Genomic DNA, 24,155 nt, shown 5'->3' on the forward strand with positions numbered 1-24,155 from the left:
TAAGACGGCCCTTGCTCCCAAGGGGGGGCCGGGCCAACAAGCGAATCCAGTTATTGATTCACGCCTCAGCAGTCAACCCGAAACTCCGGTCCAGTTCGTAACATATGATTACGACAGTGTGCGCTCATTGTCCTAGCTCCAGTACAATCGCCCGCTAACCATCGCCGGCTTATCGGTGCCTTACTCTTTTAGCTACTCTTCAGAGATCATGAAGCCAACTACCTTATTTGCAGCCCTGTTGGGCGTGGCCATCGGCGCCGGTGGCGCTATTTACTACGCCAAAAACGTACCCGTACCGACAAGCGGCCCGGTCAGTACCCCCAGCACCGTCGATGCTGCCCAAACCCTGGTATTGGGCCAATCTGTCTCTGGCGAACTAACCAGCAAAAGCTTTTTGAACCTGAGCGATGGCGTGCGCAGTAGCCTGTTTGATGTGAAAGCCGAAGCGGGCCAACTTATCAAGATCAGCGTCACCGGTCCCTTACGCCCACAAATCACTGTGCTGCGAAACGGCGAGCTGGTGACACGTACCCAGCGCTGTGAGGACTGCCCAGAGAGCGAAACCAAGGGTCAAGCCACCACACTGGGCTTCAAGGCTGATTTCAACGACACCTACCAGGTGGTGATCAGCGGCTTTAACACCAGCTCCTTCGGCCCTTTCCAAATTATGGCCGACACCTTGAAAGCCTACACAGGCGAGCCTTTGACCCCAGACCAGACTATTCATGACTGGGCATTGGGAGGTCAAAAACGCTACCGCTTGAATATTGACAAAGACGGCTTGTACAGCTTGGCCATGAAGGCCGAGCAAAACAGCCTGGATGCCTATCTGAAACTGATGGACCGTCGTGGCATGGAACTGGCTTCGGACGATGACAACGGTGGCGGCACCGATGCACGCCTGCAGGTTTACCTGAAAGCCGGTGAATACATTGTGCAGGCCAGCTCGGCCATGGGTTCGCAAAACTTCCAGGGTGGCTTCTCGCTGCAGATCAAGCCAGAGGAAATGACTGGCGAGGTCGAGCTGAAAAATGGCGATAGCCTGGTGCTGGACGGCGAAGGCAGAAGCGGCTTGTTTACCGGTGAGACCCAAACCTACAGCTTCACATTGCCCGAACCCAAACTGGTGACGGTGCTCATGGACGCCCAAGGCTTCCAAGCCACCATGGAAGTGGATTCCACCAGCGCCAACCAATACGGCGATGAAGCCGGCCAACAACGCGTCCGTGGCGTACTGGCTGCAGGCGAACACCAGGTGAAGATTTCTGGCGCCAATCAAGCCGGTTTGTTTGCCCTGTCCGCCGTGGCTGATGACGTCCCTGCCAATGCTGGCGGCGGCACCATCCGTGTAGGCGAACCCCGCCAGGCACTGATGCTGCAAGGCATCACCAGCGACAGCTACCAGTTGACCGTGCGCCAGCCTGGCAGCTACATCATTGATATGACTTCGCCTATCTTTGACACCTACCTGGTACTGCGCAAAGACGGCCAAACCGTTGCCGAAGACGATGATAGCGGCGGCGATATGAATGCCCGTCTGGAAGTCCAGCTGGAAGCGGGCGACTACGAAGTCAAAGCCATGTCCTTGGGCAGCTACGAGCAGGATATGGAATATGAGTTGTCAGTAAAACGTCGTTAAGACGATTCAGACAAACTGATATCAAGGCTGAACGCCCCCGGGCTTTCAGCCTTTTTTCTTGTCCTGTAGCCGACGTGAACTTGATTTGGAACAAGCATCCGGGCGCTACAGGGTATACACCTAAACACGTCAACCAAGCCCGAAAAGCCGCAGCACCACTGGCTTCAGCGCCCCCGCCCCGCTCCTTTCCAACTGACGTTTGATCTGCTTACGATTTGCTTTTTGGATTTCCTTGATAATATAAATGCAAATCATTATCATTAATTTCATTATTGATGCGCTACCTTTTATCAGGAGCAAAGCATGCAGACCGTTACCCAACAGCCCCAACACGCTCTTACCCAACGCGACGAGCTCGCCTCTTGGCGTAGTTTGATTACGCAGGGAAACCAGGCCTTTCAATCTCGCAATTACACCGATGCCATCGCGCACTACCAACAGGCCCGCGCCTATGTAAAACCGCTGCTGTTTGGCGCTTGTGAAGGGGCCGACGCCACCATTGCCGCCTGGGTCATTGCCCATTTGAATCTGGCCGATGCTTGCGAACAGCTAGATCAAAGTGACGAACAAGGCCTGCTCTTGTGTACCGCGCACGAAACCTTGTGCTGGGCGGCGGCCAACACGCACCTGGCCGATGATTGGCGCATGGCCGCCTGGCAACACAGCCGACGCACCTATGCCGAGCTGGCGCGCTATGCGCGTCGCTACCCCCATCATGTCCCCACCTGCTCTGCCCTTTTCTTAGGAGCCGTCAGCCCGCAGGAACGCTCTTTTTCTCATTAAGTTTCAATCTGTCCCCCAGGCACCGCTGGCCGGGGGTTTATCGAGGAGTGCGTTTTGTCTTACACCTTACCTGCCCTGCCTTATGCCTACCATGCTCTGGAACCCCATATCGACACCCAGACCATGGAAATTCACTACAGCAAGCATCATCAGACCTATATCAACAATCTGAATGCGGCATTGGAAGCAGCCAACTTACCGTACCCGCCTATTGATGAGCTGCTTGCTGGACTGGACACCCTGCCCGAATCCGTACGCAATGTGGTGCGCAACAACGGCGGCGGCCATGCCAACCACAGTTTGTTCTGGACGGTGATGACACCGGATGCCGATACCACTATTCCCAAGGACCTGGCCCAGGCCATAGACCAGGATCTCGGTGGATTCGAACAATTCAAGGATGCCTTTACCAAGGCGGCAATCTCACGCTTTGGCAGTGGCTGGGCCTGGCTCAGTGTCACCCCGGAAAAGAAACTGGTGGTAGAGAGCACCGGCAATCAGGACAGCCCACTGATGCACGGCAACACGCCCATTTTGGGCCTAGACGTGTGGGAGCATGCCTACTACCTGAAATACCAGAATCGCCGGCCTGAATACATTGCCGCCTTCTTCAATGTGATCAACTGGCCCGAAGTGCTAAGACGATATCTGGAAGCCGTTAAATAAGACGGTTCTGCCGCCGGTCGTTTTACCACCAGCCCTAAGCTATCTCCCCGCCCGGAGATGGGCGGTATCAAGCAGTTTGGCTTGCCGCCTTTTTCAAGCAACCCTCCATTTCTGGAGGGTTTTTGCTTTGGGGATGCATTCATACAAAGTCCCGCTCCCACGCCTGGGTTTGGCCCAATTGCGCTCTCAATCACCAAACGCTATGTTGATTATTAGCACCCTTACCATACTTATCCTCAGGCCCTGCCATGTTCAGTCTCGGCGATCGTATTCAATCCCTGCGTTCCCTGTTTCACTTCGATGCGGTGCAACTTCTGGGTTGTGCACCGCAAAGCCGTACCCATCTGGAGTTGCATTGCGAAGGCTATAACCTGAACTGCGCGTCGGCCTTGGGAACCGGCTTTCCACAAATCTACGCACCGGGCTTTACAGCACAGGCCTCTCCGCACGATTTGCTGCCGCCTTCTATTTCCGAGTGCTCGGACACCATGGATCCACCCTTTCGCAGTACTGCCATCTATACCGATGCCCTGCTGCGTGGCGGGTTTCAAGATGGGATGACGGTAGAACTACAGCACGGGGACTCGTATTTGGGAATGATTCACTTCTCTTCCCAACAAGCAGGATGCTTCAATCGCCATGTCCGCACACTGGCGCTGGGCGCGAAAATCTTGCTGGAAGAGGCCATGCAGAACATGGTCTCGCAAAACGGCATCGTCTTACATCTGGTGCCACAGGCAGGCGGGCTGATCATGCGTGAGGACATGCTCTCTGACGCTTCCCAGTTCAGCCCCGCACTGGCTAAAGCCTTGTCCTTCATGGGCCGGAAAACCTCGACCTTGCAAGCGTTCTGGCTGGAAGGCAAACGAAGCTATCGACTGCAAGCGCAGCGCTTTCCCAAGGGCGATGTTCTGGTGCGACTGCTGCCCGCCCCCTTGCCCGCTGCACTCAGTGCCAAGGAAATGCAGGTGCTGGGCTGGTTGGTAACGGGCTACACCGACCGGGAAATTGCCGCCAGCCTATTTTTAAGCGAACGCACCGTGCATTCGCATGTCACGTCCTTGCTGCGCAAACTGGGTATCACCCGACGAACAGAAGCCGCTGTCACAGCGGCTCTGAATCATTGGTATGTGCCGGATGCACAGGGTGCGATCCTGGCGGCAGTGCCCGGACTGTGCCATTAAGAGACACGATCCGGGACGCCGCTTAACACTGGCACATCAGGAATTAACGCAGTCCGCTCAACAGGGCTGCGGCCTCATCGATGCAGGCGCGTTCCGCGTCCAATAGCGTGTCGCCACCCATCCCGCCCAGGAACTCCGCATAAGGATCAGCCAGCGTACGCACGCCTGTCAGTTCCTCAATCACGGCCTGACCGCAAAATGGCAGATAGTGCGGGCTATAGCCACCCTCCTGCACAAAGGCGATACGACCTTCGCAGACTTCCTCGGCGCAGTCGATCACCTGACGCGCCATTTGCCGGAAACCGGAAGCCGTCACCATCATGCGTGCCAGCGGGTCCATCATGCTGGCATCAAAGCCCGAACCCACAATAATCAGCTGCGGTTTATAGGCGCGCAGCGCAGGTAACACCACTTTTTCCATAGCATAGAGGTAGGCGGCATTCCCGCCGCCAGGAGGCAGAGGGATATTCAAGTTGTAGCCCAGGCCTTCACCCTCACCACGCTCAGTCGTGAAGCCGCTATTGGCCGGAAAACACAAGTGCTGGTGCAAGGAGATAGTCAGCACCGACGGGTCATTCCACCAAATATCCTGGGTTCCATTGCCGTGGTGGACATCCCAATCCAGAATCGCGACACGATCCAGGCCCAGTTCCTCGCGAGCATACGCTGCGGCCACCGAGGTGTTATTGAAAATGCAAAAACCCATCGCACCGGCACGAGGCGCATGGTGGCCGGGTGGATTCACCAAGGCATAGCCATTGCTCACTTCACGGCTGACCACTTTTTTGACCATCTCAATCGCGCCGCCGGCGGAAAGCATGGCGATTTCAAGTCCGCCATTCCCCATAGCGGTAACGCCATCACCTGTATCCCCCCCAGTTGGCAAGGCACTGACACGCTTCATGTTTTCCAGATGCTCGGCCGTATGAACACGCAAAATATCCTTGTCGCGTGCAGGCTTGGCCTGGATGCTGCTCAGATGATCAATTTGACCGGATGCGCAAACCAGCTCGTGAAAGCGGCGCTTCGTATCCGGGTGAGCCAGGTGGTGGCTGATCGGCTGTAAACGGGCACCCAGATTAGCCGAGGCAAGGCTGCCCGTACCGGTATCTACCCAGCCGTAAAGAGTGTTCCAAATATATCCTGTTGCCATGTCGTCTCCTTTGTTTTGGTTTGTTTGGCTTAACCATAGTAGGGATCTGGACAACTGAAAGAATCCGTAGGATTGCCGAATTTATGAACTGATTAGGAAACTACCCACAGAAAAAGAGGCAGAGGACGCTCGTCTTCCAAAGCGTCCTCTGCCTCTTTCTTGAAGCTGATTGACTGATAGATGACGGGCACTGCCCAAGGACTACACCAGCTCGGCAATATTGATGCTGTGTGCTCCACAGGCCTCTACCAATTCCGCATCGTGACTGGCAAACAGCACAACACGGTCTTGTGACCAAATCTGGAATTGCTCTGCCAAAGCGGCACGAGCCTGTGTGTCCAGGCCATTGCTGGGGCCATCGGCAATGATCACAGCCGGCGCACCCAAAGCCGCTGCCGCCAGAAACACCTTGCGGCGCGTTCCTGTGGACATCTGCTCAAAACGCTTGTCCAAGTGTGGCTCCAGGCCTAGCCGGTAGGCCAGATCCAGCGCAATGTCATCAACACGGGTTTTCTTTTCAGCGGCCACTTGCTCCAGCAACTGGCGGCCTGTTTGAGACGGAAACAGCAGGCAGTTATCGGGGACATAGGCCATACGGGCGCGGGCTTGTTGGGGCGCTTTCATCAGCGAATACCCGTCTATCCACACTTCGCCTGCATCTGGTTCGAGCAAGCCAGCAATAATGTTCAGCAAGGTGGATTTGCCGGTGCTGTCTTCTTCACAAAGCGCCACGCAGCCAAGCTGAAAGGTATGAGTCAGCCCCTTGAAAACGGGGTAGTCGCCATAGTTTTTACTGAGATTTTCTATGCGTAGCATGCTGGAAATCACTGCTAAAGAAGCGCCTGGACAGATACAAGATGCTGTGCCGAGGCGGGATAAAAAAATAAGTTCGGGGCTGCCCCTAACAGGCGCCTTAGTATAGGTCTTTATTAACTGATGTTTGGGCTGCTTGCTGCGCCGTGACCATGCAGGGTTCAGCAGAAATAAAGCAAAAACCTTGTCGGGAACAATCTTGCCAGGCATTCATGCGCGGATCTACAGCCAAAGCCAAAGCCAAAGCCAAAGCCAAAGCCAAAGCCAAAGCCAAAGCCAAAGCCAAAGCCAAAAAAATAGCCTGAAACAAGACGAGCTTGTTCAGGCTATTTTTTTTGCGAACCTGCTTATCCTAAAGCAGTATCCAGCAGCATCATCAAGACAAAGCCGATCATCAAACCACCCGTCGCAAAGGTTTCATGTCCTTGCCGGTGCGATTCGGGAATGATCTCGTGGCTGATCACAAACAGCATGGCACCCGCCGCAAAGCCCAGACCAAAAGGCAGAAGCACCAGCGAACTGCTGACTGCCACTGCCCCTAGCACCGCACCGACCGGCTCAACCAAACCACTGGCCATGCCCAACACAACAGAGAAAGTACGGCTGTAACCGGCGGCCAGCAAGGCCAGCGCCACTACCAAGCCTTCAGGCACGTCCTGAATGGCAATACCCGTGGCCAGCGCATTGGCGCGCACCCCTTCATTGCCCACATAGCCCACACCAATGGCCAAACCTTCTGGGAAGTTGTGCAGCATAATCGCGATCACAAACAGCCAGGTACGGCGCAGCTTGGTCGATGAGGCATTACCGGGCCCCTCGCGCCCTTTAATGAAATGCTCGTGCGGCAGGATGCGATCGAGCAGCATCAAGGCCGCGGCCCCCAGCAAGATGGAAAAGCCCACTGCTAAGCCCGCCCCCCAGGCACCACCGCCAAACACCTGCTGCTTCTCTGCCGCTTCCAGACCCGGCAAAACCAAGGAGAAGGCACAAGCGGCCAGCATCACCCCTGCCCCAAAGCCATACAGCGTATCCTGGGTGCGCTGCGACATGGTTTGAGAAAACATGACAGGCACCGTGCCCAGTGCCGTGGCCAACGCTGCGATGGAACCGCCTAGCAGGGCCTGCAAGACCACCGGGTGATCTTGTGCATATAGCCAGAACTGATGACAGAGCGCCCAGATGCCGCCCATGGAGATGATCAGTCCAATCCATAGACGCAGGTGTTGGTGCCAGTGAGGCGAAGTCCCTTTATTAGGTAAAAAGTAGTGGCTTGTTTTCGGTTTCATCGCCGTGCGCCCCCAGAAAATTACGCAATCCAGGTTTGCCTAGTACAGACACCAAAAGCCGTAAAACGGCTCTTGGCTAAGGCGTGGATGCTATACAAACCATCATAGCGACTTCACCTTCGATTTAAAACACAAATATCGAAACGCTAACAATTCTCATTAGCATTTCAACAAATAAGCCACAATCCATGAAATCAGCTTGAGGTTTAACCGCTATCCAGCCGGTTTTCTGTGTTTTGCATGGCAATGCAAAACCGATTTAATGCTACCTCACGCCGCGTGCAATTGACGCTTGATCGCCTCCAAAGCCTGGGCCTGATCAGCCACAGCATTTTCCAAGCCAATCAGCTCCTGCTTGAGCTGTTCCAGGCTTTGCTCAGCCTGCTCCACTACCTGTTCCGCCAGCTCCTGTGCACCAGTCATCACCCCATCACTCAAGCTCATGTACAGGCGGTTGTAGTCGATCAGCGGCGCTTGCCCTTCCCCCTGCTCCTGGAACACTTCATAGCCAATGTGAGCAGGCAGACTCAGTGTCGGCAAATCCGGCTGGGTCAGTTGAAAGTTGACCAGAACCGTCTGGCTTAGATCTGCAAATGCCTTGCCTATGTTCTGGCCAAGCTCGGTACGTACAGCCGCCACATCTTGCTTACCGGCATGCTCTTCCAGCACCTCGGGCAATTGGGGCACCACTCGCCGCCAGGTGCCTTCGGTCAGGACCTGTACAGCGCCTTGCAAAACTACCGTTTGTTCTTCAATACGCTGACGCAATTGAGCAGCGCCCTGCTCCAGCGTTTGCATCAAAGGACTTAGAATCGCCTCTTCAATATGGTGCAATTGCAGTTCGGCAGGTTTGCGCTGCTTGTAGGCCAGGGCAGGCGTTAGCAGGTTCTGCACGGCCAGATACAAGCGCTCGAAACCCGCCTGTTCCAAGCCCTGATCTTCGTCCTGCTGACTACGCGCCATATGCACGGACAAGGACAAAGCGGGTTTGAGCAAATCACGGCTCAATCCCCAATGGTTTAGAGCCTGCGCCGCCCGTGTCATCACGTCCTCTTCCTGCAACTGGCGGTTATCGGCTGTCTTGTTGCAAAGCACTTTGACGATCTCGTCGTCGATCTCATCTTCCTCGATGCGATCGCTGCGGGTAATTACCGGCAGCAAGGGTTTGTTGCGGCGCAGTTCCACCAGCAAATCGCCCAGTTCCTGAACCTGCCCCGGTGCGCTGGAGCTGCTCAGCCACAAAAGCGCGTCGGTACTTTCCAGAAACTGCTGTGTCAAAGCAGCGTTATGCGCATTGGCCGAGTGCAAGCCGGGGGTATCCAGCAAAACCAGCTTCTCGCCCAGACATACCCCTTGCAAGGCAACGGTGGTTTCCGTTGCTCCTTCCTGAAAACCTTCAGGCATGGGCTGCATCTGCCCATCGGCCAGACGAAAAAAATCCACGCTATGACCCTGACGACGAAAGCGGTCCGCCAGGAAATTACACAAGGAGCTTTTACCGGCATTAAAAGAACCAAACACCAGCAACATGATGCGATCGCGGAAACGATCCGCCAACTCCTGCGCTGGTGCCAATGCCGACCAGGAAGCCGCCCAGGCTTCTCTTTGTGCCTGCAGTTGCTGATTTAATTGTTGAGCACTTTGCGCCAAGGTGCCCTGCTCGACCAAAGCCGTGCCGGACAAGGATTGCGCCACGGTCTTCTGGCCCAAATCCGCCAGCCACTGCTCCATCCTGGCAATAGCAGGCTGCCTATCCTGACTGGCAGGATTGAGCTGCGCAACCGCCTTGATAAACGTGCTTTCCACCGACATTAGGCATGCTCCAATGTGGACAGACTTTCCAAAGCCTGACGCGTTTGCTCAAGCTGGTTTTCAGTCGTTTCGATCTGCTGTTCCAAGGCCACACGGCCATCCGAGACGTCAAAATAATGGGTGAAGTCCTGAACCAGCTTGTCGCGCCCAGCCTGTTCGCAGAAGATGCGGCGCAGGTCAGCACGGTACTTCACCGACACGCCCATCACCGCAATCATGACGGTATCCATGCTGCGCACCGAGGTACGTTGCGCCGCTGGCAAGCCTACGGCACCGTACTCCACCAGGTGACCATTGATCGCAATACACGCACGCGAATAGGCAATCTGCAAACGGGCACGCTCTTGCTTGCCTGCCGTCATCTTGAAACCAAACTCGAAGGTATCCGGCACCAGGGAATGATCCACACCGGGCGCATTGACCACTGGCTCCAGATCCTTTGCGATGCCTTCCAGAATTTTGCGCAGACCTTCAACAAAATCAATGTGCTGCTGCTGTTGCGTCTGCTGCAGGCTGTGCAGGCTTTGCTCTTGCGTTTGCTGCAAGGCATTCAATTCTTGTGTCAGCTCGGTCAGCAAGGCTTCGCGCTCGAACTCGCGGGCTTGCGGCACACGCGTCAAGGCGGCTTCCAAAGAAGCCTGCAAAGCCGGAATTCCGCTTTTCTCCAGCATGCGCGGCTTGCCACCTTCACGCCCCTGGCGATAGCGGGTGCTGGACACCGGATGCAACGTCACACCGGCACACTGCTGCTGAATGGCGCCCAACACTTTCTCTTGCTGCTCGTCATCGGCCAACTGGTCAATCTGGCTGATGACCATCAGGTTCTGACGCTGCGAGCGCTGATGATCCGCAGCCAGCTCTTGCAGCAAATTGCTTTCCAAGGCATCCAGCTCACCTTCTTTGGCAGCGTGGACGAACAGGCGAATATCCGCCTGCAAACCCATAGCTTCACGTGCCAGGGCATCATCCTGCAAGGCCACGTCTGCATACAGACCCGGCGCATCCAGCCAGCGCACGCCTTCATGGACATGCTCGGCCAATGCGACAGTTTCACGGCGGTCCGCCACATTGAAAACATCACTGCCCATCAACTCATTGAGCAGACGACTTTTGCCATGATTGTATTTACCAACTACGGTCACCGTTGGCGGCACATTCAATTGCAAGAGAACGCGCAAGCGATCCAGATCCCAACGGCGCTGTGGCAACACGGCCAGCACAGGCTCCAATATGTGATCAAGGGATAGTGCCAACTGATTCATGTCTCTTCCTTTTTTACTTATGTCTGGACCCAAGCAAGCGATACGCCACCAGGCCAAACACCACGCCCCAAAATGCGGCGCCCAGTCCAAACAGGCTCATACCGGATGCGGTAGTTAGAAATGTGATGACAGACGGCTCGATATAGCCGCTTTCGCTGACCATCACCCGCACATTGGCCACAATGGCCCCAATCAAGGCCAGGCCCGCCAAGGCTGCAATCAAGGAGGCGGGCAAAGCGGTGAATAAATACACAATCGAGCCGGCAAAGGTGCCACCCAACAGATAAAACACGCCATTGGCCATACCGGCCACATAACGCTTATCCGGATCAGGATGGGCATCCTTGCCCGTACACAAGGCAGCGGTAATGGACGACAGCACAATGGTGATGCCACCAAAACAGGCCACCAGCATCGAGGCCAAGCCGGTGCCTGCCAACACAGGACGCGATGGCGTGGGGTAGCCCGCCAACTGCAAGACCGCCATGCCGGGCAAATACTGCCCCGTCAAACTGACCAGCACCAAGGGTAAAGTCAGGCTCAATAAGGTCGCGATATTGAATTCCGGACTAACCCAAACCGGGCGGGCCAGCTCCAGCTTGAACGCTTCCATATGCACTTGGCCGGTGAGCATGGCCATCACAAATCCGGACAAGGCCACCAGCACAATCGCGTAGCGCGGCAAGAAACGCTTACCCAACAAGTACACCGCCAACATGAGCAGGACGGTGGCGGGCATGTCACTGCTGGACTTGAACGCAGCCATACCGAACTGAAGCAAAATGCCAGCCATCATGCCCGCAGCAATGCCTTTGGGGATGAAGGAAAGAATTTTTTCAAAACCGCCTGTCAAACCAATGACGACGATAATCAAGGCGGCGCTCAGATACGCCCCCACCACTTCAGGCATGGTGATGCCTGGAAACAGGGTCAGCAGCAAGGCCGTGCCCGGCGCGGACCAGGCCGTAATAATGGGCAGCTTCAGATACGCGCTCAGGAGCAAACCGCTCAAACCAGCGCCTATGGAAATCGCCCAGATCCAGGAGATCAGCTCTGCATCGGCAATTCGGCCTACTTGTGCAGCCTGAATAAAGATCAGCAAAGGCCCGGCATAGGCAATCAACACCGACAAAAATCCAGCCACCCAGACCGACGCCGATCCACTTTTCAATCCCATCGATTTGTCTCCCCAGTCTTGTTGTTTGAACTCTCAACTGTACTCGGTGCTCAGACTGCGCTGGGATCACAGCCTGAGTTTTTTTACCGCCGGGCCGCCCCAAGGGAAAAGCGGCCCCCTCAAGGATGAGCCGGGACACACAGTAGTCCATTGCGGACTGCTGTGTGCCTGACGAATCCGAGCGGCATGCAGGCCGCGAGGTGGAGCGCAAGCCGAAGGCGCGGCGTGGGGGCCCTTTTTACTTCTGTAAAACTTAAATAGCCGACGGGTGCGTTGCCAAGGGAGTCACGGAAATCTGCATATAAGGGAACAAAGGCAAAGCGCTAAGCAAATTGTGCAGCTCTTCATTGCTCTCGACATCGAACACGCTGTAGTTGGCGTACTGCCCCACCACGCGCCAAATATGCGGCCACTTGCCCGAACGCTGCAGATCCTGCGAGTAGGCTTTTTCTTCGGCCTTGATACGGGCAGCCTCTTCGGCAGGCAGGGAGTCAGGGATATCAACAATCATGTGAACCAGATAAAGCATGGTGTTCCTTTCTAAAAACAAGCGCTCGGGCACTTAGGCCTGGGCTAAAAAATTCAGTACGGCGCGCTCGAAGGCTTCGGGCGCTTCCAGATTGGACAGGTGCGAGGCCGGTACAACAGCCACTTTGGAGCCAGGAATACTGGCTTGCATGGCCTGGGCATCGGCCACCGTCGTGACGGGATCCCACTCGCCGGCGACCAGTAAAGTCGGTGCCGCAATACGGCTGATCTGATCTCGCAGATCCGACTCGGCCAAGGCATCGCAGCAGGCGGCATAACCCAGTGGGTTCAGCTTGGCCAGACCATCCTGCATAGCTTTGACCAACTCCGGCGATTGCTGAATGAAGGCCTCCCCAAACCAACGCGAAGGTGCCGAGTCCGCCAGGGCCCGCATCTGGGCGGCACCACTTTGACGCAACGCTTGGGCACGTTCCTGCCAGGCTTGAGCGGTACCAATTTTGGCCGCGCTATTGCACACGATCAGCGCATTCAAACGCTCCGGTGCATTCACCCCCAACCACAAGCCAGTGTGACCGCCCATGGACAAGCCGCAAAACGCAGCGCGTTCAATATCCAACGCGTCCAGAATCGCCAGCACATCACGCCCCAAATCCTTGAAGCGGTATGGGCCGGGAGTAACAGGGCTGCCGCCATGACCGCGAGTGTCATAACGAATCAGACGGTAGGACTGGGCGAAACCGGCCACCTGCGGGTCCCACATTTCTTGGGTGGTACCCAAGGAGTTGCTCAGAATCAGGGCCGGGGCCAGCGGATCACCTTGCACGCTGACGCGAAACATGCCCCGCTCGGTATTCAAGGCGCTGGGGCTGACCGTCATTGGCCCTCTCCTTGCATTGCCACGGCAATGGGCAAACCAATCATTTCTTCCAGTGCTTCAAGGGTCAAACCGGGCACCAGATCAATCAGTTGCAAACCCTCTGGCGTGCAAGCCAAGGTCGCCAAATCGGTATACACACGTTTGACGCAAGCCAAGCCAGTCAAGGGGTAGCTGCATTGTTCAACCAGTTTGCTGACACCTTGCTTGGTCAGTACATCCATCATGACCCAGGTCTGTTTCGCGCCAATCGCCAAATCCATAGCGCCACCCACAGCCGGAATCGCGCCAGGCTCGCCCGTGCTCCAGTTGGCCAGATCCCCGGTTGCCGACACCTGAAAAGCGCCCAGCACACAAATATCCAGATGCCCGCCACGCATCATGCCAAAGCTGTCCGCATGATGGAAAAACGCACCACCGGGCAGCAGCGTGACCGCCTGCTTGCCCGCATTGATCAAATCGTAATCTTCCTGCCCGGCTGCCGGAGCCGGGCCCATGCCCAGAATACCGTTCTCGCTGTGCAGCACCACTTCCACACCAGCGGGCAAATGGTTGGCCACCAGGGTTGGCATGCCAATACCCAAATTCACATAAGCGCCGTCATGGATGTCCTGGGCGACGCGCTGCGCCAATTCGTCTTTACTGCGGCGCTGATAAGTAAGCGTCATGCTGTCCCCCTTCATGCTCTGTTCGTTCATGCCTTGAACCCACCTGCCTCTGTACGGCTGCGCGGCACCACCACGACGCGGCGCACGTGAATGCCGGGCGTCACAATGGTTTCAGGGTCCAGCTCTCCCAGTTCTGCCAGCTCAAACACACTGGCAATGGTGGTGCGAGCCGCAGTCGCCATGACGGGACCAAAGTTGCGCGCCGCCATGCGGTAGGTCAAATTCCCCCAACGGTCCCCCCGCTCGGCCTTGATCAGGGCGACATCGCCATGAATGGGCTCTTCATAGACATGCCAGCGACCATTGATCAAACGTGTTTCCTTGCCCTTGGCCAGTTCTGTGCCATAGCCTGTGGGGCAGAAAAAGCCACCGATACCCGCACCGGCGGCGCGCAATCGTTCGGCCAGATTGCCTTGTGGCACCAACTCCAGCTCGATCTTGCCGCTGCGATACAAGTCATCAAATACCCAGGAATCAGCCTGACGGGGGAAGCTGCAAATAATCTTGCGTACCCGGCCTGTTTTAAGCAAAGCCGCCAGCCCCACATCGCCATTACCCGCGTTATTGTTGACGATGGTCAGGTCACGAGCGCCTTGCTCGATCAGGCCGTCGATCAACTCCGTGGGTATGCCAGCCGTTCCAAAACCACCGACCAGAATCGTGGCGCCGTCCTGCACATCCTGCAAAGCCTGTGCAACACTGCTTACCTGTTTATCGATCACTCCGTTCTCCGTATGAAGCACTGACGCTACGGATGGGCTTAGCCCTTACGTCAGGCACAGCAAAAACAAGTCAGCCCAGGGCCTGGTTTGACGAGGCAAACACAGGCGCTGGGCTACAGCAAGACTTAGGCAGCCAGACGTGGACGATTCACGATCTGGTTGTCCTTGCCATCGACCAAGGGGGTCAAGGAAATATCAAACACGATCTCTGCAAACGGACCATCCAGGTTTTCAGCAGCAATGCGGGCAGGATCCGTGTGCTCGGTCAGTGGTGGTACCAGACCGTCGCGAGTGGCGTAGGCGAAGTCGTCGTACACCAGCGGATCGCCGTCGATGTTGATCTGCGTGGTCAGCTTGCGGTGGCCAGGAGCGGTCACAAAGAAATGAATGTGCGCAGGACGGTTACCGTGACGGCCCAGCTCGTTCAGCAAGCCTTGGGTAGGACCATCCGGAGGACAGCCGTAGCCCTTGGGCACAATGCTCTGGAACTTGTAGCGACCATTTTCGTCGGTAATGATGGTGCGACGCATATTGAAGGGCTGTTGCTCGCCAGTGGGGTCAAAGTGCGAGTAAAAGCCTTTAGTGTTGGCGTGCCAAACTTCAACCTGGGCACCCGCGATAGGCTTGCCGTCCGCACCAGCCACGACGCCGTGCATGATCAGGGTTTCGCCGGCGGTATCGGAACCATCGTCCAGGCGAACAAAACCTTGGGCCACAGGCGCGCCCGATACGTACAAAGGACCTTCAATAGTGCGAGGGGTACCGTTGTCCAGACCCAGTTCCTTGTCCATGGCGTCCATGCGCATGTCCAGGAAACGATCAAAGCCCAGACCGGGAGACAGCAAACCGGCTTCACTGGCCGTGCCCAAACGGTTCAGGTAAGCCACGGCTGCCCAGTACTCGTCGTTGGTGATTTCCAAATCTTCAATGGTCTTGAACAGATCGCTGATGATGCGGTGCATGATCTGCTTGACGCGTGGATTGCCACCGGGCTGATCCAGGCCAGAGGCCAAACGCAGGAAGTCTTGTACATCGGGGGTATCAAAAATTTTTACGCTCATTCTGTGTCTCCTAATATCCTGAAAAAAGTGTTCCAAGCAAAGCCGTTACGACTGGCTTCTTATTGCGCCTAGGCAGCCGAGCCAACACTGATGTGTGTCTTGTCGCGACGGAAATACTGGACACGATCCTCGTCCAGTACGATACCCAAACCCGGCCCTTGAGGTATCTGTAATTCAAAATTGCTGTAATTCAGTGGCTCTGCCAGAATTTCCTCGGTCAAGAGCAAAGGCCCGAACAACTCAGTGCCCCACTGCAACTGGTTCACTGTGGCAAACACATGAGCTGCCGCAATCGTACCGATCGCGCCTTCCAGCATGGTGCCGCCATACACTTCAATACCAGCCGCTTCGGCAATCGCGGCGACTTGCAAGCCCGCACGCAAACCACCGGACTGTTCAATCTTGATGGCGAACACATCAGCGGCACAGTCACGGGCCAGTGCAAAGGCCGAGGCCGGGCCGGTCAGGGATTCATCGGCCATCAAGGCAATCGGGAAGCGACCTTTCAGATCGGCCAGCGCATCAGCTCGCCGCACCGGCTGCTCTACCAGGGAACAACCTGCATCAACCAAGCCCGCCAAACCATGCTGAGCCTGCAAGGGGCTCCAGGCCATGTTCACGTCCACACGCACGTCGGCACGGTCGCCCAACGCCTTCTTGATGGCCGCCACATGAGCCACATCGTCCTTTACCGGGCGGCGACCAATCTTGAGTTTAAAAATACGGTGACGAGCCTGCGCCAACATGCGCTCGGCTTCATCAATATCCTTGGCGGTATTACCGGAAGCCAGCGTCCATGCCACGGGCAGGCTCTCGCGCATGCGGCCACCCAGCAGGTGCGAAACCGGCAGACCCGTGCGCTTGCCCAAGGCATCAAACAGGGCCGTTTCCACTGCACTTTTGGCAAAACGGTTATCCTGAATCGCCGTATTCAAGCGGGCCATGATGGCAGGCACGGCATTGGCATTGGCGCCCAGCAGCAAGGGAGTGAAATAGGTGTCGATAGCCAGCTTCATGCCTTCGGGCGACTCGGCGCCGTAGGCCAGACCACCAATGGTCGTGCCCTCGCCGACACCCACCGTACCGTCCGAGCAGTACAAGCGCACCAGCATCAAAGTCTGGCCTTGCATGGTCGTCATCGCCAATTGATGAGGACGGATCGTAGGCAGATCCAGCAGCAAAGTCTCCACCCGTTCGATCAGGGCCGGAGTTGCTAATAGTTGAGAAGATCGCGTGTGTTCCATGACTTGATTGAACACGAAGCAGGCCAGTTATTTCCAAGACTAAATAGGTCTAGTTCTATACCTTATGGGTATAGTTTCTGATATAAATATTAAAAATCAAGAAACTAAACTCCATCAATTCAGCCTAGGTATGGTTTTCCCTTATGGATCTACGTCAACTCAAATATTTTGTGGCTGTTGCCGAAACCCGCAACTTCACCCGGGCGTCCGAGCGCCTGCATATGGCCCAGCCCCCACTGAGCCGACAAATCCAATTGCTGGAAGAAGAGCTGGGCGTCACACTGCTGCTGCGCAATAACCGGCCCTTGCGGCTGACCGAAGCCGGACGGGTATTTTATGAACAGGCCTTGCAGATACTGAGCCGGGTGGATCAGTTGGTGCATACGACACGGCAGATCGGGCTGCATCAACGGCAAACCCTGTCGATAGGCTTTGTAGCGTCGACCCTGTATGGCGGTTTGCCCGCCTTGATGCGCAAGCTACGCCACCAATATCCGGAAGTGGACTTGCAAACGGTGGAGCTGACCTCCATGCAGCAATTGGAGGCCTTGAAGTCGGGACGGATTGATGTGGGCTTTGGGCGAATACGGTTAAATGATGCGTCGGTGCAAAGAACCGTATTACGGGAAGAGCAACTGGCCCTGGCCATTCCACCCAGCTCGAATCTGGCCGATTCGGACACGCCTTTGAGCCTGAAAAAAGTGCAAGGCCAAAAGCTGATTGTTTACCCGAAAGAGCCCCGACCCAGCTTTGCAGACCACGTTCTGCACCTGCTGCATGATCACAGCGTGCGCCCGGCGCAAGTCTATGAGGCCGGGGAAATTCAAGCCGCCTTGGGCCTGGTGGCGGCTGATTCCGGATTGTGCCTGATCCCGACCTCGGCACGCCTGCGCAACGATCTGCACTATCGCTTGATAGAAGAACCGCAGGCGACCTCACCAATTATTCTGACGCACAGGATGAATGATCAGGCTTGGTATATCGAGGCGATCAAGGGCTTGGCGGAAGGGATGTAAGGCCTGGCTGCCCCGTTGAGACTGGATTGATTCACTTCTCAGGCCACTCCGATATCGTTAACACCTTAACTAGAACCAGCAACAAGCATTCATCAGGTGATGATTCAACAAGCTGACAAAGCTATAACTCAGAAGGCTGAGCAGCCTGCCTAAGCGCCTGGCCTTGAATGTGGCCCGCACTGATTGGTCGATTAATCAAGTAGCACGGACCACCGCACACCGTTGACTGCTTACGCCTTGACCTCCTCAAATCGCGCCGCCGCATTCATGACCGCCATCACACTGGCCGTGATGATATTCGCGTGTTTGCCCACGCCAAATTTCGATCCAGGCACACCCGGCATGACCGCTTCCACAATTGCCATGGCGCAGGCGTCTGCGCCAGAGCCCAGGCTGCGTTCCTCGTAGCTGTCGATACGCAAAGGCAAATTCAAGGCTGCCACCGTCGCCGCAATCGGGCCATTGCCTGTTCCGGTATAGGTTTCAGTCTCGCCATTAGCATTCACGCATTGCAGCTCTATACCCTGCTGCCCTTGCGCCTCATCGAACAGACCATGGGTACGGTAGCTGGTGCTCCCTTGGCGCTGATTGGCTTGCAGGTAGGTGGTTTCAAACAGTTCCCAGATCTGCTGACTGTTCAACTCCGTTTCGCTGGAATCGGCAATCTGCTGAACAATGGCGCTGAACTCCACCTGCATGCGACGCGGCATCACAATGCCGTAGTCGCGTTCCAGTAGAAAAGCGATGCCACCTTTGCCGGACTGGCTGTTAACACGCACGATGCTGTCGTAGGTGCGGCCCAAATCCTTGGGATCGACCGGCAGATAAGGCACGCGCCACGGGGCATCTTCTTTCTGCACCGCAAAGCCCTTGGCAATCGCGTCCTGATGAGAACCGGAAAAAGCGGTGAAGACCAGATCACCCACATAGGGATGACGCGGGTGGATGGGCAAGGAAGTCGCCTCTTCCGCAATACGGGCTACTGCCGAAATATCGGAGAAATCCAGGTTTGGCGAAATGCCTTGGGTATACAGATTCAATGCCAAGGTCACCACATCCAGATTGCCACTGCGCTCGCCATTGCCAAACAGGCAGCCCTCAACACGCTGTGCGCCAGCCAGCATGGCTTGTTCGGCGCAAGCAACGCCTGTGCCACGGTCGTTATGCGGATGCACCGACAAGACGATATGTTCACGTCTATCCAGATGGCGATCCATCCATTCAATCTGATCGGCAAAAACGTTCGCAGTCGTCACTTCCACCGTGGTGGGCAGATTGATGATCATGGGTCGCGTTGGCCCCGCGTCCCAGGCATCAATGGCCGCGTTGCAGACAGCCAGCGACACGTCCAATTCTGCCATGCAAAAGGTTTCAGGCGAATACTGCAACACCCACTCCGTTTCCGGGTGCTGGGCGGTCAGGCGCTTGAACAGCTCCACATGCTGCCGCACCATGTTTATGATTTGCGGCACTTCCATACCAAAGACAATGTCACGAAACGCTGGTGCGATGGCATTGTAGAAATGCACAATCACACGACGCGCCCCCGCCACGCTACGTACCGTGGTTTCAATCAGATCTTCACGCAGTTGGGTGATCACCATAGGCGTGACGTCATTCGGGATCATGCCCTCGTCAATCAGTTGACGAACGATATCAAAATCCGTTTGCGAAGCAGACGGAAAACCCACTTCGATTTCCTTGAAACCAATGCGGACCAACTCCTGAAACAGGCGCAATTTGCGGTCGCGATTCATAGGCTCGAACAGGGCCTGGTTGCCGTCACGCAAATCGGTAGACAACCATACGGGCGCCTTGTTCAGGGTACGTTGTGGCCACTGGCGATCGGGCAAGTTGACGACGGGAAAGGGACGGTATTTGTGGGAAGGATCAGTCAGCATGAGAACCTCGAATATAGGGAATGACATACCTGGCTTCCCTGCTCCAAGGAGCTGGCTACAGTCGGGGTCTGGGGAAACCAGGATAGGACCATTCGCACACACAGGCGTACGGACCCCGACCGGATGTCAGGGCTAGTAGGCCTAGCGATAGCAAGTGCAAATAAGTCACAGCAGCTTCAATCCCAAAGTGCTTGATGAAGACGATAAAAGCACTTTAGACTGCAAGTCACTTGGCCTTCTATCAAAAAATAGTCATTTGTTTTATCTTTTTGGACATTTCTGAATATGGGCTACGCATCCCCTGAACGCGGTGGGCAGGCGCTGGACTTGTCGCACTCCGATACCTCGCCCTTGCTGGTCAGCGGGGTGATCGAGCATTACCCGGCCGGGCATGAAGTGCCCCGCCATCGCCACCACCGTGGGCATCTTTTGTATGCCACTGAAGGAGTGCTACTGGTGCAGGCCGATACCGGCCAGTGGCTGGTGCCGCCTACTACGGCCGTCTGGTTGCGCCCCGGTGTGCCGCATCAGCTCAACGCCACCACAGCAGTGAATGTGCATGGTTTGTTTATTGATGAAATTCTGGCCGCACAACTGCCGGACCATGATTGCGTGATCCATGTCACACCACTGGTGCGTGAACTGATTGCCGCGCTGGTGCAGGTAGTTCCGCAAGAGAACCCACCTTTACGAGACGCACTGCTGGGGCAACTACTGATCGAAGAGCTGCGCGTGCTCCATCCCCTGCCTTTTCATTTGCCCTGGCCGGAAGATGATTTGATGCGGCGGATTTGCGAAGACCTGGTGCGCTGGCCCGCCCAACAAAAAACGATGGATGAGGTGGCGCAGCAATATGCCTTGACGCCGAAAACCCTGCATCGGCGTTTTCTGAAAAGCACGGGGATGAATCTGGGGAAATGGCGGCAACAGATGCGGCTGATGGCCTCGATCCAGTTTCTGCTGCAAGGCAAGTCCATCACGCAGGCGGCGTTGGAAAGCGGCTATGAAAGCCTGAGCGCGTACTCAGTGGCCTTTAAAAAGACCTTTGCCTATCCGCCTTCAGAGTTTTTGGCGACCTTGAGCCAGTCTCCTGATAGGGAGCATGATACTGGCATGGTCTGAAGCCGATCTCTACGGCAAGAATGCTTGGCAGACTGCAGTAACTACTCAGTCCGCCAACCTGCTTCCTGCTTGATTGAATGCTCGATGTGGATATTCATCCGACTACCCCTAGGCCCATCTACAAGACCCATCACCCTCTTGAGCACTTCAAAAAACAAACCGCTCAGCAGAGACAAAAGTACGGCGCCAGCAGACTAGAACCGCGATAGCAACCAAGTATCATCAGCTCTTGCAGACTTCCTGCCGCAATTGCTCTGCCGAGAGCTTGATCATCTTGCCGTTCTCCACCAACACCACCGAGGTATTGGTTTGCATGGCCACAAAACGTGCCGACTGCGCGGCACGCTCCAAGGCGGCCAGGGACGCCCGCAAGTCCGGGTTCTTTGCTTTGGAAATATCTTCTTTATTCATCTTTCGCTCCCCACTCCAACAGGACTGGCGCACTGCCTGCGTTATCGTACAAACTCCAAAGCAGTTTTTCAGGCAATAAAAAAGCTCCTTGAGCAGGATAAACCTTCCCAAGGAGCAGGCGGGGATACCCCGCTATCAGGCAATAGGGGCTGACCTACTGACGCTTTTTCAGCGGGCAGGTGCTCAGACCCAGCATGGGGTACAAGGGGCAAAAACCGACCAGGCCCGTGATCAGGGGAATCAGGCCCAGCCAGCCCCACCAGCCGATGACATTCGTGACTGCCAGCGCAATCAGCACCACACCGACAAGGATACGGATAATACGATCTACACTACCGACGTTGCTTTTCATGGCTCATCCTCTCAACAAAAAAGTAAGGAAAAAACGGAGCGGGTGAAGGTACCTACACGCAGGATACTGATGCTGCCCAGCCCCCTAACACCCGCCGGTTCAGGGACAAAAAATATCCTTCAAGGTGCCAATCAACTTGGCGACGTTCGGGTCCTCAATCCGGTAATACAAGGTTTGCGCCTCGCGCCGGTAGCTGACCAAACCTTCCTGGCGCATGCGTGCCAGATGCTGCGACAAGGCCGAAGGGCTAAGCGTCACCATCTCGTTCAAGGCTCCCACACTCATCTCGCCTTGCTGAATCAACAGACACAAAATGACCAGACGCTTGGGATTACCTACCGCCTGCAACAAGGCGGCCGCCTGATCAGCACTTTCTTGCAAAAGCTCGATGTCGGATTTGCGTTGCATCATGGTTTATCCAACTTTTTTACGTATTAATTTAGATAAATCTTAATTTAGCATATACTGAATTAATGCAGTCAATAATTTCAGCATTTCTTTGCTTTTGTTAAGTACAAAGGACCTTACGCATGAGTGAAACCAGCTACAAACAATTAACCCACGGTATTTCCAGCAATCTGGCGCAACTGCGCCAGACACAACCCGATGTCATGAAGGGCTTTGGGGAAATAGGCAAGGCAGCCATGAGCGGTGGCGCTATTGATGCCAAAACCAAGGAGCTGATAGCCTTGGCAATTGGCGTGGCCACGCGCTGCGAAGGGTGCATTGGCTTTCACAGCAAGGCACTGGCGCACATGAACGCCAGCCTGGAGGAAGTCCATGACGCCTTGGGCGTTGCCATTTATATGGGCGGTGGCCCGTCCGTGATGTACGCCGCCAATGCGGTTGCCGCTTTTAATGAATTCAAGTCTTGAACCGGAAACAAGGAGAACTGTGATGCCTAAACCCGCTGCTTTCGTATCCACGCTGTTTCATGCACAGGGCAATCCCGACAAAGTGACCGTGGCTCTGACCATGGCGGTCAATGCCGTTCAGAAAGGACATAGCGCCTGCCTGATTCTGATGGCGGAAGGGGTCGCCCTGGGTGTACCCGGCGCCGCTGACCCGATCCGTATTGGCGAGCCTTTTGAACCGGCAGCAGATCTATTGAAGAAGTACCTGGAGCAAGGTGGACGTATCGCTGTGTGCAAGTCCTGCATGGTGCATAACGGTCTAAGCGCCGAGCAGATGGACCCACGCTTTGAAATTATTACCGCACCGGATGTGATCGACCTGCTGATGGGTGCAACAGGGTCCTTACAGATTTCCTGATTCGCTGCATCGCCCAATGCCAAGCAGGCCAACACCCTTTCTGTGTGTTGGCCTGCTTTTTCTGCACGACAGGATATTGCTACTACGTACGGCAATCGTGCTTGGCATCCTCGTTTTATGGACCGGCCTTAGGCCAGGAAACGCACACCATCGATCGCGCGGCCCCCTCGATCACGCAAAGGGGCAAGTAACCGAGCTATCAGTCCATCAAGCCAAATGCGCCAACAAAGCCTCCAGCAAAAAGAAGCTGGCGCAAGCCGACTCCACTAACTCCGACTGCCCCGGCGCAACCTTATAAAGATGCCCCACAAAACGCCCTGTCTCACTTAACTCAGGGGTCAGCAAGGCATCCAGATACAGGCGCGATTGCTCGTGCAGCCATTGTTGCTCCGGCAAAATCTGCCACAGCTCATACATAGCCAAAGAAGCAATCGCCCAGGCCGAGCGGTCCACCGGACTCAGTGGGGACTTCTGCCTCAAAAAGCCATGTGCATATTTCCCCCAACGCTCGTGCCAATAGCGACAAGCCTTCAAAGCCGCGTGAGCATAGGACGCTCTGTCGTACAGACGCGTGGCGCTTGCCATGCCCAACATGGCCCAGGCTTGCCCTCGTTGCCAGGTTTGAGCGCCCTGCTCGGCCAGCACATCGTTCCCGCGTAGCAAGACGGTATCGCGCCAGGCTCCACTACGCTTTTGCAAGTAACGCAGACAAGCATCCACATGCCATTGCCCAAATTGACGCGCCACTGGCCCACCCTGTGCATTCAACACCAACAGCGTCGGCGCCAACGCATCCACATTCAACATATGATTACCTGATTCTCCGCCCCCCATCCCAGAACCCAGGGGCCAGAAGCCACTGGAGGCATCGAAACTGTTCAGCAAGGCTTGGGCAGCCAGATCTACATTCGCTTCCGCCTGCCTATTCCCATGCCAGATACTGCCTAAGCCAGCGCCATACCAGAACACAAAGCTGCGATTGATACTGGGCTCTTGCAGCCAGACTTGCAGCTTCTGGCTCCAGCGCAGCGCCTGGCGCTTGTCCTGCTCCCGACCGCTGATCAGGGCACGTCGCCACCATAATCCAGCCCAAAAGCCCCCCAACCAGGATCCACGCCGCGACAGGGTCCATTGCTCGGACGAGGACTGTCTGAACAAGGGAAACTGCTCCCCACATTGCTCGGCAACCTGATCCATATTGGCAAAGATAGCCTGTATGCTGACTGATCCCAAGACATCGACAGACAT

At 55.7% G+C, this 24,155-nt stretch carries 25 protein-coding genes; 8 read left to right on the forward strand and 17 right to left on the reverse strand.

All coding sequences use genetic code 11. From position 1 onward, the window contains the following. Positions 1 to 208: 208 nt before the first annotated feature. The 4 genes from LNA76_RS06125 (at position 209) to LNA76_RS06140 (ending at position 4,272) form a co-directional block, all read left to right on the forward strand. Entirely contained in the window at positions 209 to 1,639 is a 1,431-nt protein-coding gene (locus LNA76_RS06125; RefSeq protein ID WP_108727389.1) for a hypothetical protein, read from the forward strand. Between the two features lie 303 nt (positions 1,640 to 1,942). Then, positions 1,943 to 2,422: a hypothetical protein gene (locus tag LNA76_RS06130; RefSeq protein ID WP_094196515.1), complete on the forward strand. Its 480-nt coding sequence runs from the start codon at positions 1,943 to 1,945 to the stop codon at positions 2,420 to 2,422. A gap of 54 nt (positions 2,423 to 2,476) precedes the next feature. Continuing rightward, positions 2,477 to 3,088, forward strand: coding sequence for a superoxide dismutase (locus LNA76_RS06135; RefSeq protein ID WP_230018446.1), 612 nt, complete (start codon positions 2,477 to 2,479; stop codon positions 3,086 to 3,088). Between the two features lie 248 nt (positions 3,089 to 3,336). After that, complete coding sequence (locus LNA76_RS06140) at positions 3,337 to 4,272, forward strand: helix-turn-helix transcriptional regulator (protein ID WP_230018447.1); 936 nt, start codon at positions 3,337 to 3,339, stop codon at positions 4,270 to 4,272. Between the two features lie 43 nt (positions 4,273 to 4,315). Here LNA76_RS06140 and LNA76_RS06145 read toward each other — a convergent pair whose 3' ends face one another. The 12 genes from LNA76_RS06145 to LNA76_RS06200 form a co-directional block, all read right to left on the reverse strand. Then, positions 4,316 to 5,425 (reverse strand): class II histone deacetylase, encoded by a 1,110-nt coding sequence (locus LNA76_RS06145; protein ID WP_230018449.1) that lies wholly within the window; start codon positions 5,423 to 5,425, stop codon positions 4,316 to 4,318. Between the two features lie 201 nt (positions 5,426 to 5,626). Beyond that, on the reverse strand, positions 5,627 to 6,241 hold the full coding sequence (locus tag LNA76_RS06150; protein ID WP_094196511.1) for an ATP-binding cassette domain-containing protein: 615 nt from the start codon (positions 6,239 to 6,241) through the stop codon (positions 5,627 to 5,629). Positions 6,242 to 6,585: 344 nt separating this feature from the next. Further along, on the reverse strand, positions 6,586 to 7,428 hold the full coding sequence (locus tag LNA76_RS06155; RefSeq protein WP_230018805.1) for a ZIP family metal transporter: 843 nt from the start codon (positions 7,426 to 7,428) through the stop codon (positions 6,586 to 6,588). A 366-nt stretch (positions 7,429 to 7,794) separates the two neighbouring features. After that, positions 7,795 to 9,336, reverse strand: coding sequence for a GTPase (locus tag LNA76_RS06160; RefSeq protein ID WP_230018451.1), 1,542 nt, complete (start codon positions 9,334 to 9,336; stop codon positions 7,795 to 7,797). After that, positions 9,336 to 10,598 carry a GTPase gene (locus LNA76_RS06165; protein ID WP_230018454.1) on the reverse strand — a complete coding sequence of 421 codons (1,263 nt, stop codon included), beginning with the start codon at positions 10,596 to 10,598 and terminating at the stop codon, positions 9,336 to 9,338. Before LNA76_RS06165 ends, LNA76_RS06160 begins: the two co-directional genes overlap by 1 nt. Before the next feature lie 13 nt (positions 10,599 to 10,611). After that, a complete protein-coding gene (locus tag LNA76_RS06170; RefSeq protein ID WP_230018456.1) occupies positions 10,612 to 11,775 on the reverse strand; it encodes a benzoate/H(+) symporter BenE family transporter in 1,164 nt (387 codons plus the stop codon). Positions 11,776 to 12,028: 253 nt separating this feature from the next. Beyond that, positions 12,029 to 12,304 (reverse strand): muconolactone Delta-isomerase, encoded by a 276-nt coding sequence (catC, locus tag LNA76_RS06175; protein WP_009454559.1) that lies wholly within the window; start codon positions 12,302 to 12,304, stop codon positions 12,029 to 12,031. Positions 12,305 to 12,337: 33 nt separating this feature from the next. Continuing rightward, positions 12,338 to 13,141: a 3-oxoadipate enol-lactonase gene (pcaD, locus tag LNA76_RS06180; RefSeq protein ID WP_108727382.1), complete on the reverse strand. Its 804-nt coding sequence runs from the start codon at positions 13,139 to 13,141 to the stop codon at positions 12,338 to 12,340. Next, entirely contained in the window at positions 13,138 to 13,806 is a 669-nt protein-coding gene (locus tag LNA76_RS06185; protein ID WP_230018458.1) for a 3-oxoacid CoA-transferase subunit B, read from the reverse strand. Before LNA76_RS06185 ends, pcaD begins: the two co-directional genes overlap by 4 nt. 26 nt (positions 13,807 to 13,832) lie before the next feature. Next, the gene (locus LNA76_RS06190) at positions 13,833 to 14,528 is read right to left on the reverse strand and encodes a 3-oxoacid CoA-transferase subunit A (protein ID WP_108727380.1); all 696 of its coding nucleotides are present in this window, start codon (positions 14,526 to 14,528) and stop codon (positions 13,833 to 13,835) included. Between the two features lie 125 nt (positions 14,529 to 14,653). Then, positions 14,654 to 15,589 carry a catechol 1,2-dioxygenase gene (gene catA / locus LNA76_RS06195; RefSeq protein ID WP_094196504.1) on the reverse strand — a complete coding sequence of 312 codons (936 nt, stop codon included), beginning with the start codon at positions 15,587 to 15,589 and terminating at the stop codon, positions 14,654 to 14,656. A 68-nt stretch (positions 15,590 to 15,657) separates the two neighbouring features. Continuing rightward, positions 15,658 to 16,833 (reverse strand): muconate/chloromuconate family cycloisomerase, encoded by a 1,176-nt coding sequence (locus LNA76_RS06200; RefSeq protein ID WP_199827887.1) that lies wholly within the window; start codon positions 16,831 to 16,833, stop codon positions 15,658 to 15,660. A 143-nt stretch (positions 16,834 to 16,976) separates the two neighbouring features. Here LNA76_RS06200 and LNA76_RS06205 point away from each other — a divergent pair, with 143 nt between their 5' ends. Further along, positions 16,977 to 17,849: a LysR family transcriptional regulator gene (locus LNA76_RS06205; RefSeq protein WP_230018460.1), complete on the forward strand. Its 873-nt coding sequence runs from the start codon at positions 16,977 to 16,979 to the stop codon at positions 17,847 to 17,849. Between the two features lie 230 nt (positions 17,850 to 18,079). Here the strand turns inward: LNA76_RS06205 and LNA76_RS06210 are convergent, their stop codons facing one another. Beyond that, the gene (locus tag LNA76_RS06210) at positions 18,080 to 19,750 is read right to left on the reverse strand and encodes a 2-isopropylmalate synthase (RefSeq protein ID WP_230018806.1); all 1,671 of its coding nucleotides are present in this window, start codon (positions 19,748 to 19,750) and stop codon (positions 18,080 to 18,082) included. Between the two features lie 285 nt (positions 19,751 to 20,035). Here LNA76_RS06210 and LNA76_RS06215 point away from each other — a divergent pair, with 285 nt between their 5' ends. Beyond that, positions 20,036 to 20,872, forward strand: coding sequence for an AraC family transcriptional regulator (locus LNA76_RS06215; RefSeq protein WP_230018462.1), 837 nt, complete (start codon positions 20,036 to 20,038; stop codon positions 20,870 to 20,872). 222 nt (positions 20,873 to 21,094) lie between these two features. On the opposite strand, the gene LNA76_RS06220 is transcribed toward LNA76_RS06215, so the two are convergent. The 3 genes from LNA76_RS06220 to LNA76_RS06230 form a co-directional block, all read right to left on the reverse strand. Further along, the gene (locus tag LNA76_RS06220) at positions 21,095 to 21,283 is read right to left on the reverse strand and encodes a hypothetical protein (RefSeq protein ID WP_009454580.1); all 189 of its coding nucleotides are present in this window, start codon (positions 21,281 to 21,283) and stop codon (positions 21,095 to 21,097) included. A gap of 154 nt (positions 21,284 to 21,437) precedes the next feature. Continuing rightward, on the reverse strand, positions 21,438 to 21,635 hold the full coding sequence (locus LNA76_RS06225) for a YgaP family membrane protein (RefSeq protein WP_094196498.1): 198 nt from the start codon (positions 21,633 to 21,635) through the stop codon (positions 21,438 to 21,440). 99 nt (positions 21,636 to 21,734) lie between these two features. Next, positions 21,735 to 22,046, reverse strand: a complete 312-nt coding sequence (locus LNA76_RS06230; RefSeq protein ID WP_094196497.1) for an ArsR/SmtB family transcription factor — start codon at positions 22,044 to 22,046, stop codon at positions 21,735 to 21,737. Between the two features lie 119 nt (positions 22,047 to 22,165). On the opposite strand from LNA76_RS06230, the gene LNA76_RS06235 reads away from it, so the two are divergent. Both LNA76_RS06235 and LNA76_RS06240 read left to right on the forward strand, forming a co-directional pair. Then, on the forward strand, positions 22,166 to 22,510 hold the full coding sequence (locus tag LNA76_RS06235) for a carboxymuconolactone decarboxylase family protein (protein ID WP_108727377.1): 345 nt from the start codon (positions 22,166 to 22,168) through the stop codon (positions 22,508 to 22,510). 22 nt (positions 22,511 to 22,532) lie between these two features. Beyond that, complete coding sequence (locus LNA76_RS06240) at positions 22,533 to 22,907, forward strand: DsrE family protein (RefSeq protein ID WP_094196495.1); 375 nt, start codon at positions 22,533 to 22,535, stop codon at positions 22,905 to 22,907. A gap of 207 nt (positions 22,908 to 23,114) precedes the next feature. On the opposite strand, the gene LNA76_RS06245 is transcribed toward LNA76_RS06240, so the two are convergent. Continuing rightward, positions 23,115 to 24,155 carry a hypothetical protein gene (locus LNA76_RS06245; RefSeq protein ID WP_230018464.1) on the reverse strand — a complete coding sequence of 347 codons (1,041 nt, stop codon included), beginning with the start codon at positions 24,153 to 24,155 and terminating at the stop codon, positions 23,115 to 23,117.

Origin of the sequence: Alcaligenes sp. MMA (genome assembly GCF_020907215.1) — a bacterium.
Lineage (GTDB): Bacteria > Pseudomonadota > Gammaproteobacteria > Burkholderiales > Burkholderiaceae_B > Alcaligenes > Alcaligenes aquatilis.

Bases quoted from the DNA above. Each gene is read 5' to 3' on its own strand.
- LNA76_RS06125 (WP_108727389.1), top strand. From the start codon at position 209: ATGAAGCCAACTACCTTATTTGCAGCCCTGTTGGGCGTGGCCATCGGC.
- LNA76_RS06130 (WP_094196515.1), top strand. From the start codon at position 1,943: ATGCAGACCGTTACCCAACAGCCCCAACACGCTCTTACCCAACGCGAC.
- LNA76_RS06140 (WP_230018447.1), top strand. From the start codon at position 3,337: ATGTTCAGTCTCGGCGATCGTATTCAATCCCTGCGTTCCCTGTTTCAC.
- LNA76_RS06145 (WP_230018449.1), bottom strand. From the start codon at position 5,425: ATGGCAACAGGATATATTTGGAACACTCTTTACGGCTGGGTAGATACC.
- LNA76_RS06150 (WP_094196511.1), bottom strand. From the start codon at position 6,241: ATGCTACGCATAGAAAATCTCAGTAAAAACTATGGCGACTACCCCGTT.
- LNA76_RS06155 (WP_230018805.1), bottom strand. From the start codon at position 7,428: ATGGGCGGCATCTGGGCGCTCTGTCATCAGTTCTGGCTATATGCACAA.
- LNA76_RS06160 (WP_230018451.1), bottom strand. From the start codon at position 9,336: ATGTCGGTGGAAAGCACGTTTATCAAGGCGGTTGCGCAGCTCAATCCT.
- LNA76_RS06165 (WP_230018454.1), bottom strand. From the start codon at position 10,598: ATGAATCAGTTGGCACTATCCCTTGATCACATATTGGAGCCTGTGCTG.
- LNA76_RS06170 (WP_230018456.1), bottom strand. From the start codon at position 11,775: ATGGGATTGAAAAGTGGATCGGCGTCGGTCTGGGTGGCTGGATTTTTG.
- catC (WP_009454559.1), bottom strand. From the start codon at position 12,304: ATGCTTTATCTGGTTCACATGATTGTTGATATCCCTGACTCCCTGCCT.
- pcaD (WP_108727382.1), bottom strand. From the start codon at position 13,141: ATGACGGTCAGCCCCAGCGCCTTGAATACCGAGCGGGGCATGTTTCGC.
- LNA76_RS06185 (WP_230018458.1), bottom strand. From the start codon at position 13,806: ATGACGCTTACTTATCAGCGCCGCAGTAAAGACGAATTGGCGCAGCGC.
- catA (WP_094196504.1), bottom strand. From the start codon at position 15,589: ATGAGCGTAAAAATTTTTGATACCCCCGATGTACAAGACTTCCTGCGT.
- LNA76_RS06200 (WP_199827887.1), bottom strand. From the start codon at position 16,833: ATGGAACACACGCGATCTTCTCAACTATTAGCAACTCCGGCCCTGATC.
- LNA76_RS06205 (WP_230018460.1), top strand. From the start codon at position 16,977: ATGGATCTACGTCAACTCAAATATTTTGTGGCTGTTGCCGAAACCCGC.
- LNA76_RS06210 (WP_230018806.1), bottom strand. From the start codon at position 19,750: ATGCTGACTGATCCTTCCCACAAATACCGTCCCTTTCCCGTCGTCAAC.
- LNA76_RS06215 (WP_230018462.1), top strand. From the start codon at position 20,036: ATGGGCTACGCATCCCCTGAACGCGGTGGGCAGGCGCTGGACTTGTCG.
- LNA76_RS06220 (WP_009454580.1), bottom strand. From the start codon at position 21,283: ATGAATAAAGAAGATATTTCCAAAGCAAAGAACCCGGACTTGCGGGCG.
- LNA76_RS06225 (WP_094196498.1), bottom strand. From the start codon at position 21,635: ATGAAAAGCAACGTCGGTAGTGTAGATCGTATTATCCGTATCCTTGTC.
- LNA76_RS06230 (WP_094196497.1), bottom strand. From the start codon at position 22,046: ATGATGCAACGCAAATCCGACATCGAGCTTTTGCAAGAAAGTGCTGAT.
- LNA76_RS06235 (WP_108727377.1), top strand. From the start codon at position 22,166: ATGAGTGAAACCAGCTACAAACAATTAACCCACGGTATTTCCAGCAAT.
- LNA76_RS06240 (WP_094196495.1), top strand. From the start codon at position 22,533: ATGCCTAAACCCGCTGCTTTCGTATCCACGCTGTTTCATGCACAGGGC.
- LNA76_RS06245 (WP_230018464.1), bottom strand. From the start codon at position 24,155: ATGTCTGTCGATGTCTTGGGATCAGTCAGCATACAGGCTATCTTTGCC.